At 59.4% G+C, this 15,912-nt stretch carries 13 protein-coding genes; 6 read left to right on the top strand and 7 right to left on the bottom strand.

The window, feature by feature from the left end; genetic code table 11:
- Positions 1–149: 149 nt before the first annotated feature.
- Entirely contained in the window at positions 150–4,895 is a 4,746-nt protein-coding gene (locus EXW71_RS21985; RefSeq protein WP_134660873.1) for a dermonecrotic toxin domain-containing protein, read from the bottom strand.
- Between the two features lie 373 nt (positions 4,896–5,268).
- Here EXW71_RS21985 and EXW71_RS21980 point away from each other — a divergent pair, with 373 nt between their 5' ends.
- The 3 genes from EXW71_RS21980 to EXW71_RS21970 all read left to right on the top strand — a co-directional run bounded on the left by EXW71_RS21980 (position 5,269) and on the right by EXW71_RS21970 (position 7,769).
- Positions 5,269–5,673 (top strand): TraR/DksA C4-type zinc finger protein, encoded by a 405-nt coding sequence (locus EXW71_RS21980; RefSeq protein ID WP_003191666.1) that lies wholly within the window; start codon positions 5,269–5,271, stop codon positions 5,671–5,673.
- 94 nt (positions 5,674–5,767) lie between these two features.
- Complete coding sequence (locus EXW71_RS21975; protein ID WP_372241341.1) at positions 5,768–7,453, top strand: methyl-accepting chemotaxis protein; 1,686 nt, start codon at positions 5,768–5,770, stop codon at positions 7,451–7,453.
- Between the two features lie 112 nt (positions 7,454–7,565).
- The gene (locus tag EXW71_RS21970) at positions 7,566–7,769 is read left to right on the top strand and encodes a hypothetical protein (protein ID WP_123718139.1); all 204 of its coding nucleotides are present in this window, start codon (positions 7,566–7,568) and stop codon (positions 7,767–7,769) included.
- Positions 7,770–7,777: 8 nt separating this feature from the next.
- Here EXW71_RS21970 and EXW71_RS21965 read toward each other — a convergent pair whose 3' ends face one another.
- The 3 genes from EXW71_RS21965 to EXW71_RS21955 all read right to left on the bottom strand — a co-directional run bounded on the left by EXW71_RS21965 (position 7,778) and on the right by EXW71_RS21955 (position 8,728).
- Positions 7,778–8,014 carry a DUF2789 domain-containing protein gene (locus tag EXW71_RS21965; RefSeq protein ID WP_123718140.1) on the bottom strand — a complete coding sequence of 79 codons (237 nt, stop codon included), beginning with the start codon at positions 8,012–8,014 and terminating at the stop codon, positions 7,778–7,780.
- 72 nt (positions 8,015–8,086) lie between these two features.
- Positions 8,087–8,317, bottom strand: a complete 231-nt coding sequence (locus EXW71_RS21960) for a hypothetical protein (RefSeq protein WP_123718141.1) — start codon at positions 8,315–8,317, stop codon at positions 8,087–8,089.
- A gap of 135 nt (positions 8,318–8,452) precedes the next feature.
- Complete coding sequence (locus tag EXW71_RS21955; RefSeq protein ID WP_123718742.1) at positions 8,453–8,728, bottom strand: hypothetical protein; 276 nt, start codon at positions 8,726–8,728, stop codon at positions 8,453–8,455.
- Between the two features lie 408 nt (positions 8,729–9,136).
- Here EXW71_RS21955 and EXW71_RS21950 point away from each other — a divergent pair, with 408 nt between their 5' ends.
- Positions 9,137–9,586, top strand: coding sequence for a hypothetical protein (locus EXW71_RS21950; protein WP_177421583.1), 450 nt, complete (start codon positions 9,137–9,139; stop codon positions 9,584–9,586).
- A 120-nt stretch (positions 9,587–9,706) separates the two neighbouring features.
- Positions 9,707–10,723 (top strand): ABC transporter substrate-binding protein, encoded by a 1,017-nt coding sequence (locus EXW71_RS21945; protein WP_134660870.1) that lies wholly within the window; start codon positions 9,707–9,709, stop codon positions 10,721–10,723.
- Positions 10,724–10,835: 112 nt separating this feature from the next.
- Here EXW71_RS21945 and EXW71_RS21940 read toward each other — a convergent pair whose 3' ends face one another.
- Positions 10,836–12,962, bottom strand: a complete 2,127-nt coding sequence (locus EXW71_RS21940) for a TonB-dependent siderophore receptor (RefSeq protein WP_134660869.1) — start codon at positions 12,960–12,962, stop codon at positions 10,836–10,838.
- A gap of 94 nt (positions 12,963–13,056) precedes the next feature.
- Positions 13,057–13,446 carry a DUF2946 domain-containing protein gene (locus tag EXW71_RS21935; protein ID WP_134660868.1) on the bottom strand — a complete coding sequence of 130 codons (390 nt, stop codon included), beginning with the start codon at positions 13,444–13,446 and terminating at the stop codon, positions 13,057–13,059.
- 92 nt (positions 13,447–13,538) lie between these two features.
- Between EXW71_RS21935 and EXW71_RS21930 the strand changes: the two genes are divergently transcribed.
- On the top strand, positions 13,539–13,976 hold the full coding sequence (locus EXW71_RS21930) for a DUF3995 domain-containing protein (RefSeq protein WP_123718146.1): 438 nt from the start codon (positions 13,539–13,541) through the stop codon (positions 13,974–13,976).
- Between the two features lie 1,073 nt (positions 13,977–15,049).
- Here the strand turns inward: EXW71_RS21930 and EXW71_RS21925 are convergent.
- Complete coding sequence (locus EXW71_RS21925) at positions 15,050–15,724, bottom strand: hypothetical protein (protein ID WP_256657120.1); 675 nt, start codon at positions 15,722–15,724, stop codon at positions 15,050–15,052.
- Between the last annotated feature and the right edge of the window lie 188 nt (positions 15,725–15,912).

Raw genomic sequence — 15,912 nt, 5'->3', positions numbered from 1 at the left:
TCTTTGTTTACAAAGATGGGACTGCTGCGCAGTCAAACGGGAGCAAGCTCCCTCGCCACGGGTTACTTTTTAGCCTTTCTCCTTCTTGAGTGACTGGCATTTGGCGCAGCGCCCGCCAGCTCCCCTGTCCGGTTGCACTGAAAGCCGGCTCACAGCGCCAGGGGCAAGAACCAGCGTTCGGCCAGTGCGTGGCTGATCGCCCCCCGGTGTACATCCACCACGCTCTGCGGGCTTTGCGCCTTGGCCAGCAGCGAGTAGTAACTCTCCTTGCGTTGTTCCCTGGTTTTCAAATGCGCCACGGTGTACGCCTGCTTCGGCGTGCTGGCCTCGGGGTAATGAAAATGCGCAAACCAGAGCGGATAGCCGCGATTGTCGTTGACCACGAACTCCTGAATGAAGTCCTGACGCTCGCCCTTCATGGGCTGGCGCGGCCCCAGGCCACCGATCTGCACCTGATCCTGTTCGATGAGGTAGGCCAGGTGGCTGTCGGTCGGTGGCAGTGCCAGAGTGCGTTGCGTACGCAGCGCCTTGCCCTTGTCGACGAGCATCCGGGCCGCTGCGCGCAGTTCATCCACCAGCAGGTGGTCGGTGGCCACGCGTTCGGCGGTGGATTGGGCTTCAACCGCGCGGTCCAGTTCACCGGCCAGATCGTCGAAACGTGCGGCCTCAGCCTCCAGGCTTTCCTGAATCTCGATAGGAAACCGTGACACCTGCGCATACCCTTCCTCGCGCTTGATGATCGACGCCAGTGTCTGCAAACGCTTGCGTGCGGCGCCCTTGACGATGTTCAGTGCACGCGTGCCGGGTGGCAGGACCGGCGCAGATGTCCTGCGCTCGAAACGCACTTCATCCCAGTTGTCTTCATGCTGCGAATAGGTCGCCAGCAGCTTATTGTCCTGTTCGGAGCGCATTTCGACGACCTCGATGTCCAGGCGCGAGCCGGCGGGTTGCAGTTCACCGATCAAATAGCCCTGCTTGCGCGTGCGGATCAGTTTTTTCGCTGACCCGCCCGTGCCGGTCAGCGGGCGTTTCGAGGGGCGTTTTATTACGTCGACCTGGGGTTTTACTTCGCCGGCCAGTTGCTGCACCACGTCCTGATACAACGAATCGACCAAGGCCTTGGTGCGCTGGAAGTAGTCGGCGTCCAACTCTTCGGCCTGCACCATTTCCATGCCTTGCAAAGCGTCCAGGGCCTGGCCGTAATGCTGGAACAGGCTATCCAGCACTTCCAGGCGCTCTGCGGCGGACAGGTTCAGCACGTTCAGTTCGCTGTGGGTGCGAATATGCGGCCCTAAAGGGTCGAGGGCGGTGTCCAGTGAGTTCTTGAACAACCCCGTTTGCCAGTGCTTCTTGCTCAAGTATTTGTAGTTCTGCAATTGCAGATGTTTGAGCGCCAGCGCACTGAGCTCCTCGGTGCGCCCCACGGTCAGGCGGTTGTAACTGTCCAGGCCGGGCCGGCCGAGATTGAACAGCTCCAGCAAGTAACGATCCTTGAGGGTCAGGGCATTGATCTGGCGCTCATTGATCAGGCTCATGTCCTTGAGGAACTGAGCATAACGCGGCGTATCGGCCAGAATCGCCGGTACCGCCTGGGCATAGGGCACGGTCAGATCCTGGTGTTCGTTATAGAGCGCCTGGCGGTCCATATCGGCGACGACCACTGATTTGCGCAGATTATTCACCGCGTTTTCCAGGAAGATTGCGGCCACCGCGTCCGGGATCGGGATCCCCAGTTCATTGCGTTCCTGACGGCTGTCGAGCAGGCCTTGATACGCTGCGGTCTGCTCGTTCAAGGCGGTGTCGAAATTCTTGCGCGTGTTGGCCCGGGCCGCGTCCGAGTACTTGGCGTCGGTCGCCGCCAGCTTCATCAACGCTTCGGCTGTGTCGACTTTGATCTGCAACGCTTGCTGCACACTGGGGATGGGCACCAGCCTGCCGTCGCGCAGTTCCTGTCCTGCGTTGAGAAAACGGTCGCGCTCGGCGACCAGTTGCACTTTGCGTTGCCGTTTGCGTTCGCGCTCGGCAGCAATGCGCTTGAGCGGCATGCCGCCGCGCAGACGCAGGCGCAGGTCCAATGACCAATTGCCCTGACCATCGGTACGCAGGTACGGGCCCAACCGGGTGGTGTCGAAGGGGTCGACAATTACCACGTCGCCCTCGGGCGCCAGGCGTACCTGATACCAGCGTCCGTCCACCTGCGCATACCAGTCGCGCAGGAAGTAATACAGCCCTTTGCGTGGGCCGTTCAGCACCGGTTCCGGCACCGTCTCGGGTACGGGGGCCTGAAGGCGCGACAGCAATGCCCGCTGTGTCGGCGAAAGGCGATGGCGGGCGCTGGAAAAACTGAAATCCACCACCGTGTGCGAAAGTGCCGGCGCCTGGCTGTCGAGCAGTACCGGTCCCGGGTCCATCAGCGGCTCGGGCGGTCGTGGCCATTGTTCCGGCAGCCGCTGGGCGAAGGGCTGGCGCAGCGCCTGGCGCGTGCTGTCTGCCGCCAACTGCAGCGCGGGCCGGGGTGGGGGAGCCCACTGGAAGATCAATAGGCCGATATTGAGCAGCAAGTCGACCACCGCCAGCTCTCGTGCGACCGGGTCCTGGCTGTTGAGTGCCGGTATGTCGCGCGTGGCGGCCGCCATCAGGCTCAGCAGCCAGCCGGTAAGCATCAGCGGCCCGCGCGCCAGCGGCAGCAGCAGTGTTCCGAAGAGCAGCCCGGCACCCTCCATCAAGACCTTCCAGCGGCTTTCGGTGTTGGACACCGACGTGCGGTCGGCCTGGTCCACCAAGGCTCGTGCGTTGCTGCCATAGAGGTATTCCATCAAGTGGCCGTTGCCGAGAAATTGCAACAGCTCGTCACTGACCCCTTCGATCGCCAGGGTCGCCGGTTTGGGCACTTCAGGCAGTTCAAACTCATCGCCGCTGCCGAAACGCACGTAATGCGGCTGCCGGAAGCCACCATCGGCATAGATCGGCCGCGCGCCGTCGGACAGCCAGGTCAATACGCTGTCTTGCAATTGACCGGGTTCGGCAATGGCCTGCAGCAGCTGTTCACGGCTGGCAAATTGCAGCAGTGCGTCCGGATACAACGGCCGATACAGAATGTGCGGGCCGGCCTGGCGGCCTTCGGATTCGATGATGTACATGTTGGACACCTCATCCGGCGTTGCCTGCGGCTTGCGTACCAGAGCCAGATGGCGGATGACCACCGCCTGGCCGTCGACCTGGCGCTGTTCGGCACTCGGCGCCATCAGCGCTGCCACGTAGGCGGCGCCCTCGGCGGTGAAGCCGTGCGCCTGCGTAAGGCTCAGTTCCAAGGCCAGCAGCGGTAAATGGGCCATCGTTTGTTCGGCAAAAGACTGCTGGCGTTGTTGTGTGTCTTCGCTGTCACCCATCAGATGGGTCTTGAGCAACTCGGGATAGACCCGGCCGATGTCCAACTGCTGGATCAGCCCGTCACTGCCATTGATATAGTCGGCGGTCAGCCAGGCGGGCAGTGGCAGCCCTTGCCGGTGGGCAATCGTCAGCCGCCCTCGGGGTTGAGCCTGGAGGTTGTTGATCGCCAGGTCGGTCAGGCTCATGTGCACGGTTTCGACAAACCCGGCGCCCCCGGGGTAGCCGACGGCCACGCTGAAGGTCAGTTGCAGGTCATCGGGTTGCACGTGCGCGGCATCGCCCTGTTCGGGGCCAGGCGTGCCGAAGCGCTTTTCATCGCGCTTGAGCTGATCCAGCAGGGCTGTGCGGGTGAAGCTGCGAATGTCAGGCAGGTCACTGAGGAAGGTGCGGCCGCCGCTGCGTTTTTTTGCGCTGGCCAGTTTCAGGCTGTAGTGCCGGTAGCGGGCGCGGTCGGCACTGGAGGCGTTTTTCAGCCAGGGCGCCGCGCTGTCGCGCAGGGTCTCCAGCAGTGACGAGCCGGCTGCCGGGGCTTCGGCGAAGGTGCTGGCCGGGTCCGTCAGGTGATGGTAGACCACTTGGAGGGTGCCCAGGCCCTGGCGCGCCGGCAGGTCCAGGGCCTGAAGTTGTTGTAACTGCTGGTTGAGGAGGATGGCGGCCTGGATATCGAACAGGTTGCCGTCGGGTTCGAAGCGTTGCAGCGTGATGTGTTCAACCACGACGTCGCGGGTCATGCTCCCGGCCCATGCCTGCAACGCCGCATCGATTGCAGCGAAGCGCTCACAGGGGCCGGCGAGCGGGCATAGAAGTACATGGGGCTTGCCCTGGTCCTGGCCCAGCAAAAGCAGGTCGGGGCTCAGCAGGCGCTGGGTCTGTCGCGACGCCTTGAGGGTGGCGTGGGGGAAATAGGCATGCACCGCGCGCGCGCCGAAACGCTCGATACGCAGATCACGGTCGGGGTAATCAACCAGTTGGCCGAGCAGGCTGCGTTCGTGCGAGGTCAGGTCCGCCTGGTTGAGCGTGCTGAGGCTCAGGCCGTCCATCAATGTATCGCTCAGCCAGCGCCATCGGCTCACGCCGCCTTCACCTTCGGTACGCCAGTACTCGCTCAGGGTATTTTGCAGGGCGATGGGCAAGAGCCAGGGCAGCGCGTTGACCAGGCTGGAAATCTCGCCCATGTCTAACCCGGCCTTGCCTGCCGGCTTCAACGGAGTGGGGGGATGGTCGGTGAGGAAGCACCGGCGGCCTTCGCGCTCACTGACGTCCAGCGGGATGCCGTCGGCAATGGAGTCGAGCACCAGAGACATGAACGGTCGCAATGTCCAGCCGCCCCCCATTGCCGGCATCGCCAGTTGGGTGCGGCTCAGGTCGATGGATAAATCTGGAAACGCCTGGGCGATCAAGGTGGCCAGCAACTGCCGGGCGATGCTGGCCAGGGCGGGGCGGTTGGCGAAATGGCTTGAGACAGCCGATGAAACCGGGCTGGCAGCGTACGTGGTAACGCTCATGAACATTCCTTTTTCGGTGCAAAAGTGCAGGAGTCAACAGCTAAATCCCTTTCGGACCGTGCCAGGCGTTATGTATTGCTGGCGGACTTCTCAACCGTTTGTCTTCTATATGGCTCCACGAGACTGAATTTCTTGCTATAAACGCACTCCGATGACCATTCGCCGAGCCCGTCCTGGTGCCTTTGGGGGTTATCCGGGAAAAATTGCCTGTCTTTTCAGTTGCTGCGCCCTCAACTCGGCCTTAGACTGCCGCCCCTCGTAAATTGAGTGCCGGGTGGCGCTTGGAATGGATGGCGCCCTTCCGAGACCTGCAGAGGTCGACCGGAACGCTCCCTTATTCGCCTTAATGCACGTATTTTTTATAGAGAAATCAATGACAAAGGAAAAGTTGCTGGCCATGCCGGCGGATGACTACATGAATGCCGAACAGCACGCTTTTTTCGAGAAGTTGCTGCAAGACATGAAAGTGGAACACCACGAGCGCATTGAACAGAACCGCATCGCCATTGAAAGCCTGGACACTCCGGCCGACCCGGCTGACGCCGCTTCCGTTGAAGAAGAGCGCACCTGGCTGGTAAACGCTATCGACCGCGACCAGCGTATGCTGCCGCAACTTGAGCGCGCCCTGGAGCGCATCAAGGAAGATTCCTTCGGCTGGTGTGATGACAGCGGCGAGCCTATCGGCCTCAAGCGCCTGCTGATCAGCCCGACCACCAAGTACTGCATCGAAGCGCAAGAGCGCCACGAGCAGATCGACAAGCACCAGCGTCAAGCCTGATGCGGTGAGCGGAGGGCCGTGTTGTCGGCTCTCCGGAGAAACATCTGTTACGCCCGGCTTATTGATCTGCTGCAGGTTCTCCCACTAAAGGCCCATGGATAATGGCTCGATAGTGGCGTTTAATGCAGAGACAATAACGACAAGCAGCGGGGTAACGACGATGGCTGGAGACGGATCTCTGATGGGCGCCTCAGTGCCGCCGCACACGGTGACACGGGCGCTGCCCGGCTGGCTGACGCCGCTTTTGCAGAGCGCCGCCCTGGTGCTGGTACTGCTGGGCCTGGCGTTCGCCGGCTTGCCGATTTATCTGTGCCTGCCATTGGCCTTGCTGGTGATTTGGTTGCCTTCCCTCAAAGCTCGAACACCGCGAGCGGCACCGACCCAGGCCGTCGATGCGATAGGCGAACTGACCCGCGATCTTTCCCACACCACCAGTCATAACGCGCTTTCCGCTGCGGGCGTGGCCTATTCGGTCAAGCAACTGGCGGCGCGGCTGCAGTCGCAGTTGGGCGCCGCCAAGCAGATCGTCAGCAGTGCCGAAGTGATGATCGGCACCGAGCAGGTCACCGCGCAGCTCAGCCGTCAGGCCCTGGACGCTGCCAGCCAGGCCCACCACCGTAGCACCGAAGGCCGCGAAGTGTTGGCCGAGTCGATCACCCGCATGCACCAACTCAGCCAGCGCGCCAATGCCAGCCGCGAGCTGATTGAAGCATTGAGCCAGCGCAGTGAAGAGATCCAGCGTGTGACCCTGGTGATCCAATCCATCGCCAGCCAGACCAACCTGTTAGCGCTCAATGCCGCCATTGAAGCCGCGCGTGCCGGTGAACACGGGCGTGGATTTGCCGTGGTGGCCGATGAGGTGCGCGGCCTGGCCGGGCGCACAGCCACGGCCACCGATGAAGTCGGGGTGATGGTCGCCGATATCCAGCAGCGCACTGCCCAGGTGGTGGAGCAGATTCGCCAGTTGTCGGCGGACCTGCACATCGGCGTCGAGCGGGTGGAGCAGGCCGGTGAACAATTGGAAAGCATCGCCAACCTGGCTGCGGGCGTGGAAGGGCAGGTCAATGAAATCGCCCAGGGCACCGACACCAACCGTACCCAGCTCGACAGTCTGTTCCATGCCGTGGAACAGATGCGCAGCGATTTGTCGGTCAGCGATCAGCAAACCCGCCGACTGGCCGAGATGGCCGTGCAAATGGAAGGGCAGGCTGAAACGATCAGCGAGCGCCTGGCGCAAGTCGGTCTGGATGACTATCACCAACGTATCTACGACCTGGCCCGCGAAGGCGCCGGGCGCATTGCCGAGCAGTTCGAGGCCGATATCCAGCAAAACCGCATCAGCCTGGAGGACTTGTTCGACCGCAGCTATACCCCGATCCCGAATACCAGCCCGAGCAAGTACCACACGCGTTTTGACGGTTACACCGATCAGGTGTTGCCGGCGATCCAGGAGGCGCTGCTGCCGCGCCATGAAGGGCTGGTATTCGCTATTGCCTGCACCCCTCAAGGTTATGTGCCGACCCACAACAAGGCATTTTCCCAGCCCCTGACCGGCGATGCCCAGGTCGACGCGGTGCAGAACCGCACCAAGCGCAAGTTTGATGACCGCACGGGTATTCGTTGTGGCAGCCATCAACAAGCGGTGTTGTTGCAAACCTACACGCGCGACACCGGTGAACTGATGCACGACTTGTCGGTGCCGATCATGGTCAAGGGCCGGCATTGGGGCGGCTTGCGCCTGGGCTACAAACCAGAAGGTGCGAAGACCGCTCGCGCGTAATTGTTGCGGTTTATGCAACGCAGCTATTCCGGGGATAGCTTTTTCCTACTGGAAGAAAACCGTAGCATGCTCAACATTGTTAGCCAGCTAACTAATGCGGCGGAGAAGCTCCATGCAAAACAAAGTCGATGTGGCCGTGATGATCGGCAGCGGTGTGCCTCAAACCCTGCGTGCGCTGGGCCAGAAGGCGTGCTGGGTGGTGTTGCTCAATGGCGAACAACGCGGCACGGCGTTCGCCAGCCGCGATGAGGCGGAGGAGTGCAGGGCTGCCTGGCAAGCGTTGATGAGCCTGGAGCAGTCAGACAGCCTGCATTGAGGTGTGCGCTATTGCGATTGATGCAGGCGCTGGTTCAGCTCATCCACCGGTATTGCCCATTCGGCGTCTTCACGTAATTCTTCCTTGAGAAATTGCGCTTGTTGAGGCGTCCAGAAAGGAGCGTCGATCAACTTCACTTCTTCAGGGAGCGGATGGGCGACGATGAATGCGTCGATGGCTTCTGGCGTTGAGTCCAGGCCCAGTTGTTCGAACAGGGTTTCAAGGGAGGGGATTGGCGCGTCCATAGTACGTTCTCCATGCAGGCTGATGGTCGTTGTGCATGTGAGGCTTTGGCCTCGGCAGAGTTCTATCGGATTTCAGGAATTGAGTGCGCCTGCATCCACGGCCGTCTTGAGGGCCTTGGCGGCCTCTTTTGCGGCAATGGCGGCGGCGTCGGCGGTCTTGAACCAGCAGTCTTTTTCGACCTGATGGTGGGTGACAGTGTTCAGCGGTGGTTTGGCCCGCATGATGATGACCGCTTGAAATTCACCGTTTACTTCGCGGGCGTCGCCATGGATAAAAAACTCGCCAATATCAAATTCCGTCACGTATCGCCTTCCCTTCAAGGTAGCTGCGCAAGATAGCTGTGCAGATCACTGCACTGATGAAACCTGATCCGCGAGGGGCAGGCTTCAATGGACGCGGCAGTATGGCAGTTGTTGGGCTACGGCGGGGCGGTAAAGTCATCCGGGTGACGAAACGATGCCACCGTGAACGGCATGCAGCCTGGCTTCCAACTGCCTGGCCAATTCACAGGCCTGGATGTGGTCGCTGCGAAAGCCTTTGACTCTGCCGCTGGTCACTTCAAGAATATGGAAAAAGTTCTTTCCAGCCGGAACCACCTGATAAAGGACCGAATTCAAGTACCCATCGGGGTCAGTCAGGCAGTAGTATTGGCGCCCATCATGACCTGTTGAACGAATGCGCGAAGACGTAGCGTCGTGTTGAGGTCGTTTCATCGTCAGCTCCTGTCGCTCGATCATGTTGACCCATCAGCAGCGTTTCGGGTGGTTTTGTTCCGTGTTGCTGTTTTAGTATTGTCGTCAGCAGTTCGCGCCTGGTTCCATGCTCAAGCCTGTTCTTTTGTGTCAGGTGTCAGAAACTGCGTTTTTAATAAGGTTATTGTCTGAAGTGGCTCGACCCGTATTCTCGGGTTGTTGAACCTGTGATCTGCTGTGGCACCGGATGACCTTGCACAAGGTCTTTCGCGCCTGTCTGTATGAGTCTTGTGGCGCGCCAGCGGGGCCTCTTCAGTTTTTTGACGAACGTGTGATCGTGCCGTAACGGCCGTTTTTTTGTGCTGCCCGCTTCAGCGGACAGCATCTTCTTGATGTGGGGGCGTTTCCTTGGCAGTCAGTAATCTGGATATGCACGCTTTATTCGTGCTGGGTGATTTACGCGCAAAGTTGGTCAAGCAGTTTCAAACGCGTTTTGTTTATGTCACTGAACAGACGCCGGAAGGCATTTATATCGCCGAGATCGATACCGAAACGGCAATGGTCGTGGACGACAAGCAACACCTGGAACTCAAGGTCGGCGACCATTTTCGTGCAGCCGTGTTGCCCAGCCGTGAAGGCGGTAAGTTCGAACTCAAGTTTCGCGACATCAAGTTAACGGTATATGGCCTGGGCGATTATGCGTTTGTTTCCTCGGCCGAAGGCCAGGGCATTCTGTTCAAGGAAGGCCACAGTGTGATGCTGGTATTTGCCGCCAACGAACAACTGCAGGAAGGCTTGACCAAAACCCTCAAGGCCGTGACCGGCAAGGCGGCCAAGTGGCGCAAGGGTGAGTTGGTGACCTTCAAGGCCAGCGAGTAACCGTAAACACGCTTGCTCTTTCGGAACCTCTACTACAGTTGAGTTGACTTAACTATTCAGAGGCTTCGCGCATTGGCGGCAAAGCCGTTCGCTATGGCTGCGAAAATGCGAGGTGAAGGCATGAAAGGATTGAAATTGCTGTTGGCTGCGTCCCTGACGACCTTGAGTCTGTCACTGGCTTCATTGCCGGTATCCGCCGCCCAGGCGCCGGTGCATTTTGCCGATCTGAATTGGGAAAGTGGCAGCCTGATCACCGAGGTGCTGCGGTTTATCGTCGAGAAGGGCTACGACCTGCCCACCGACACCTTGCCTGGTACCACCATCACCCTGGAAACCGCCCTGGCGAAAAACGATATCCAGGTGATCGGCGAAGAGTGGGCCGGCCGCAGCCCGGTGTGGATCAAGGCCGAGGCTGAAGGCAAGGTGCTGGGCCTGGGCGATACGGTCAAGGGCGCGACGGAAGGTTGGTGGGTTCCGGAATACGTGGTCAAGGGCGATCCCGCCAAAGGTCTCAAGCCCCTGGCGCCGGATCTCAAGACCGTGCAGGACCTGGCGCGTTACAAAGATGTGTTCAAGGACCCTGAGTCGCCTGGCAAGGGGCGCTTTCTCAACAGCCCGATCGGCTGGACCTCCGAAGTGGTCAACGCACAAAAACTCAAGGCGTATGGCCTCAACGACAGCTATGTGAATTTCCGCAGCGGTTCGGGTGCGGCACTGGATGCCGAGATCGCTTCGTCGATCCGTCGGGGCAAGCCGGTGTTGTTCTACTACTGGTCGCCGACGCCCTTGATGGGGCGTTACAAGCTGATCCAGCTTGAGGAGCCGGCATTTGATGCCGATGCCTGGAAAACGCTGACCGACGCCGACAATCCCAACCCCCGCCCGACTCGCTCGTTGGCATCCAAGTTGAGCATTGGCGTGTCGACGCCGTTCCAGAAAGAACATCCGCAGATCGCCGAGTTCTTTACCAAGGTGCAGTTTCCCATCGCCCCGCTGAACAAAGCCTTGGCGAGCATGAGCGAGAACCACACGCCACCACGGGAAGTGGCCCAGGCGTTTCTCAAGGAGCATCCCGAGGTGTGGAAGGCGTGGTTGACGGATGATGTGGCGCAGAAGGTCGAGGCAAGCCTGAAGTAACGACAAGCGGGGGCGAGGGAGCGCTCCCGTTGCCTGATCAGCCCGCACTCCGGCGCAGGAAGGTTGCTCGCCACAACCCGCCTGCTCCGACCTCTTTGATTACATTCCAGACTCAGAACCGGGTTTGCACTGCCAGCTCGAACGTGCGCGGCGACCCCAGGTAATACGCCGGCGACACATGGGCAAACTCGGCATACACCTGATTGGTCAGGTTGCGTACCCTGCCGGTCACCGAGGTATGGGCGTCCACCTTGTAGCGCAGGAATGTCCCGAACAACGTGTAGGCCGGCACCGTGAGGGTATTGGCGTTGTCCGCATACACCTCAGCGACGTAGCGGGCGTCCACGCCGCCTTGCCAGGCCTCGGCAAAATCGTAGGTCAACCACAGGTTACCGACGCGCTTGGGCACGTTGGTCGGCGTGTTGCCCTTGCGCGATACCACGGCGCCGCTGGCGAGTTTCTCATTGAAGTCATCGTACTCGGCGTCCACCCAGGCAAAGTTGCCTTCCGCCAGCAGTCGCGGCGTGATACGCAACGAGCTGGCGAGTTCGATGCCTTTGGACGACTGCGCGCCCACCGCAATGCTGCTGTTCGGGTTCAGTGGGTCGGTGACGGCAAAGTCCTTGCGCTCGATCTTGTACGCGGCAACGGTGGCCGAGCCGCGACCGTCCAGGTAGTCGAACTTGCTGCCCACTTCCCACTGCCTGCCGGTGGACACATCGAATACTTGGGTAGTGGTCGATGGCTGCTCGGCCGCCGTGCTGTATTGCACATAGACATTGGCCGACGGCATGAACTGGTAAGTCAGGCCCACGCGACCGGTCAGCGGTTCCCAGCGGCGTTTGAAGTGCCGTGGGTTGGTGGCCGTGATCGCTCGGTGGTTGGTCACGTCGAGGTCGATGGCGTCGTAGCGCAGGCCCGTCAGCAACGAGAGTTTATCGGTAAGGCCCAGGCGGTTTTCCACGAACAGTGCCTGGGTCGTCACCGCATTGGTCTTGTCCGGGACGAACCCCGGCAGGGTGCCGGGGATGTCGTAAAAGTGTCCCGGGTCGTAGTGGTTCGGGTCTACCGTGCTTTTGCCCGGTACGTTCAGCGGATGGTTGGTGGTGCTGTTGACCTTGTATTCGAAGCCGCCTGACCAGATGGTGGCAAGGCCGAGGAGGGTGGCGTCGTGACGCAGTTCGAACTGGTTGCCGTTCTGCTCACCCTGGTGGCGCACCTGGTAGGCGGTTGAGCGATTCACGGCGCTGTTGTCGGCGTTGTATTGGTAGGTCTCCAGGTTGCGATAGTCGCGCTGGCTGTCCAGATGATAGAGGGTGTTTTTCAGTGTGGTGTTGTCGTTGATCCGGTAGTCGATGATCGAGCGTGCCCAGATTGTGCGCTGTTCGTATCGGCCATCGGCGACGTTGTAATTGTTGAAGCGGTTGTGTCGATCGATCTTCAATTCGCCGGCCTTGGGGTTGAGCACCGGCGTGCCCCAGTAGGGACTGTCTTCATGTTCATCCTGGTATTCCAGCGCCAGAGTGTGCGACAGGTTGGGCGTCAAGTCGCTGAGCAAGGAAAACGCCAGGCTCCAGGCATCGCGCTGGTCGCGGTCGATGTAGCTGTGGTTGGTATTACGGCTCACATCCAGGCGCGCGTAATGTTGCACCTCGGCGCCGGGTTCGGTCAGGGCGTGGTTGAGGCCCAGGGCCATTCCGGCGGTGTCGTAGCTGCCGTAGGTGAGTTGGCCTTCGGCTGCCTGTTCCTCGCGAGTCGCCAGTTTGGTCACGTAGTTCAACGATCCGCCCACGGACCCCGCACCGTTGATCAAGGAGGAGGGACCACCGACGAGTTCGACCCGGTCGTAGATCCATGCATCCACTGGCCGTGCCAGGCCGGTGGCGACGTTGATGCCGTTGAACATCTGGGTGATCTGGCTGCTGGTAAAGCCTCGATAGGACACAAACCCGCCGAACCCCGGCGGTGCACTGGCATTGACGCCGGGCAGGGTGTTGGCCGCATCGCGGAAGGTCTTGGCGCCATGGCGCTCGATATCATTGCGATTGGCGATGGCCACCGACGCCGGGGTTTCCCGCACGCTGAGGCCCAGGCGCGACGCCATGCCGCTGGACTGATCCAGGGCCAGGCCGGGTTCGGCGCTTTGTTCGCCATCAATGGTGGTCGGGGCCAGTTCAAGTGCCCAGCCACAGACAGGCAGGCAGCCGAACAGGCCCGCCAACAGGGGTAAATGTTTCATGGTTGAATCCTGAAAAACTCAGCTTGAACACAACGCACAGCCGCCGTAGTCCCCAATGGGTACGGTGAGCGGTGCGGATCGGAAAGCGAAGGGATCAGGCGGCGGCGGGAGGTGCACGCGGGTGGGCCGTAGGCCAGTTGAAACGGGCAGGGATGTCAGCAGCAAGGACGATGGCCGGAGGCGGCGCGTGGGGTTGTGGCAATACGGCCACATTCAAACTGGTATTGAACGCAGGGCCCATGCCACCGGTAGAGCACAGCGGGCAACCGAACGCCTTGGACAGCGTCGGCAGGTTCTCATCAGGGGACTGGGTTTGCGCGGGGGCTTGAGTGCGCGGGTCCACCGTACAGAACTGACCGCCGATGCCGTTGAGCTGCATCCCCATCATCTGCCCATGGCCAATACTGCAGGCGAACACATTGAACAGGACGCAGCAGTAGAGCATCCAGGCAATGAGCGAGCGGTCGGCACGGGCGAGTTTCATGGGGCGCAACTTTACCACCAGCCGCCGACGAAATGCCTACAAAAAATCCCGGGGCGACTATCCTCAATCGCACATTTTCGGGGAGAGCGACCATGAGCTTTGTCATCGCGCGATGGATCGTCGGTGTTTTTACCTGTATCAGCATGGTGCATCTGTACTGGGCTGCAGGTGGAAAACTCGGCAGTCTCGCCGCCATACCCCAATTGCCGGGCGAATTCGCCGGCGGGCCAAAGCCGGCATTCAAGCCTTCGGCACTGGTCACTTTCCTGGTCGCGATGGGGCTGGTAGCCATAGCGCTGCTCGTTTGCTTGCGGGTCGGATTGTACTTTTCGCCGGTATCCCATGGGGCGCTGCAGTGGGTGATCAGCGCGATCGCCGTGATCATGTTTGCCAGGGCGATCGGGGATTCTGAGCTGGTGGGTTTTTTCAAGAAGGTAGGCGGGTCGAGGTTTGCGCGGTTGGATACGTATGTTTATTCGCCGTTGTGTCTGGTGTTGGGGGTGGGGTTGTTGGTGGTGGCGTGGGGGTGAGGTTGGGCTTGAATGTTTGTTGGATATGGGTGGGTTTTGGTTGCTTTGACTTCTACAAACCCTGACTTCTGAGTGGATGATTCATCAAGCTCAATAAGGATTATCGAGCCTCCGAGCTTTAGTGTCGCTCATTCCTGATCTGCGTTTTGAGCGATTTGAGCTGTTATTTGGGTAATGCCGTTTTATAACGTTGATTTGTGGAGCTTTACGCGAGGAAGGAGTGAGGTTCTTCCCCCAGGAGAAAATCTCATCCAAATCGAGCTCAACATCCTGCTCCTCGCCGATAGTTGGTGAGATGCCCATCCATAAGGTGATGCCACTTCCCGCAGGCGAATGGAAGCGCACGCGTATCGTGCCCGCATCAAAAATGACTTCACTAACTCGTATCTTTATTTCACTTCTTCGCTAGCGAAATTCTTACAAGATTGTTACCCACATTCATAGTGTTGGACTTAAGTGTCCATTTCTCACATGCGGTTGTGGTGTGGAGAGAAGGTTTTGCTTCTCACGAAGCTTACTCAGTAGGAAGAGTTGCGAAGTCCAAGTGACCCTCGAAGGATATGCACGCAATCCAGTTAATTGCCTGCGACACAATATAGGTGTGTTGAGGTAGTTCGGAAAAAATTCTGAGTGTTTGGGTTAGGTGCTCATGGCCTATTGAATAGGCGCCATCACAGGCTGAGTCACCGATAAAAATCAGGTCGGCGCTGGTTACTTTGCTGATTTCTTCAGCGAGAAGAAAAATCGAGGACTCCGAGGGTTCGGAGCCGAGATTAATACTGCTCTTTAATCTTTCCCATGCAATTTTGCTTCCGCTAAAGGGGACATGCTTATGGATTTTATTGATCACCGAGTCTTGCTCTATTGGAGATAGGGTGTTGAAACTAATATTGTTTTTTTTTCAGGTCTTTGATCAGTACTTCATCTAGATAGCTCATTTTTTAAATCTCTTGGTTAGCTGCAGTACGATTTTTTGATTGCCGTCGAAAAGGTAATGCGGTCCTTTTTTCTTCCCCGACCAAACATTTATGTGGGCGCCGCTTCTTTCGTCATGTTCAATGCGATAGCCAGTTTTACGCCGCCTCGGCCCCCAGCTGTTCGGCAAATTTCAACGGGTCTTCAAGAATCGCCTGCACCAGCTTGATGCTGTCCCACACATCCCTGATCGCCGCCCAACTGCCTGCCAGCACACCGCTGCCAACCGCACTGGCTGTCGCCACCTCCCAATGCGGCCGGAAACCCTTCCATTGTGAGCGCAGCCATTGCTCCAGATCCGCCGTCAGCCCGGTGTAGGAGGCGAACAAAGCGTCTACCTGCTCTGCTGAAACGCCGCCTTGTACCCGTACCTCGTATCGCCCGCCTGCTGCACAAACGTGCGAGCCTTTGCCATGCTCGTCCAGCACGACCACGGCAGAGCTGTCGTCATCCGGCCCGATGACTTCAACGGGGATATTGCCGATCGGTACGTCGTACACCGACTCGAACTGGCTCTCGATCTGCAGCACACCGCCCGCCGGGCAACGGGCTACGGTAGAAAAGTCCGCATCGGAAAGGCTCACCGAGCGCTGTGAGTCTCCCACCCGTAACACCCGATCCATTCCCAACAGCGATGGCATATCCGCGACATGGCTGAGTGAGTCCAGTGCCTGCGCGTACCAGGCGCTCATCTGTCGGCGGTAGTGCGCCAGGCTCTGATGAAAGCCATCCAGCGCGTGTTCGATATGGGGGATGTGGGAGGCGTGGGTCATCCGTGACGTCTCGGCAGAAGGGCAAGGCGCCGGAGTCTGCCGTAACAAAAAGCGGTGAGATGAACGGTTTGCAAAAACAGAATGGGATGACTTGATGCGTGGAAGTCTCGTAGAAAACCAGTCGAGAGGACTACACAGAAAAGCGATAAAGCTCATTGCGTGAGGTTAGGCGCGGTCCAGCGCGAGCA

Source organism: Pseudomonas sp. BCA17 (assembly GCF_004519405.1).
Classification (GTDB): Bacteria; Pseudomonadota; Gammaproteobacteria; order Pseudomonadales; family Pseudomonadaceae; genus Aquipseudomonas.
The sequence above is the reverse complement of the archived record's forward strand: the minus strand, read 5'-3'. Positions and strand labels throughout refer to the sequence as shown.

Bases quoted from the DNA above. Each gene is read 5' to 3' on its own strand.
- EXW71_RS21985 (WP_134660873.1), bottom strand. From the start codon at position 4,895: ATGAGCGTTACCACGTACGCTGCCAGCCCGGTTTCATCGGCTGTCTCA.
- EXW71_RS21980 (WP_003191666.1), top strand. From the start codon at position 5,269: ATGACAAAGGAAAAGTTGCTGGCCATGCCGGCGGATGACTACATGAAT.
- EXW71_RS21975 (WP_372241341.1), top strand. From the start codon at position 5,768: ATGGATAATGGCTCGATAGTGGCGTTTAATGCAGAGACAATAACGACA.
- EXW71_RS21970 (WP_123718139.1), top strand. From the start codon at position 7,566: ATGCAAAACAAAGTCGATGTGGCCGTGATGATCGGCAGCGGTGTGCCT.
- EXW71_RS21965 (WP_123718140.1), bottom strand. From the start codon at position 8,014: ATGGACGCGCCAATCCCCTCCCTTGAAACCCTGTTCGAACAACTGGGC.
- EXW71_RS21955 (WP_123718742.1), bottom strand. From the start codon at position 8,728: ATGAAACGACCTCAACACGACGCTACGTCTTCGCGCATTCGTTCAACA.
- EXW71_RS21950 (WP_177421583.1), top strand. From the start codon at position 9,137: ATGCACGCTTTATTCGTGCTGGGTGATTTACGCGCAAAGTTGGTCAAG.
- EXW71_RS21945 (WP_134660870.1), top strand. From the start codon at position 9,707: ATGAAAGGATTGAAATTGCTGTTGGCTGCGTCCCTGACGACCTTGAGT.
- EXW71_RS21940 (WP_134660869.1), bottom strand. From the start codon at position 12,962: ATGAAACATTTACCCCTGTTGGCGGGCCTGTTCGGCTGCCTGCCTGTC.
- EXW71_RS21935 (WP_134660868.1), bottom strand. From the start codon at position 13,446: ATGAAACTCGCCCGTGCCGACCGCTCGCTCATTGCCTGGATGCTCTAC.
- EXW71_RS21930 (WP_123718146.1), top strand. From the start codon at position 13,539: ATGAGCTTTGTCATCGCGCGATGGATCGTCGGTGTTTTTACCTGTATC.
- EXW71_RS21925 (WP_256657120.1), bottom strand. From the start codon at position 15,724: ATGACCCACGCCTCCCACATCCCCCATATCGAACACGCGCTGGATGGC.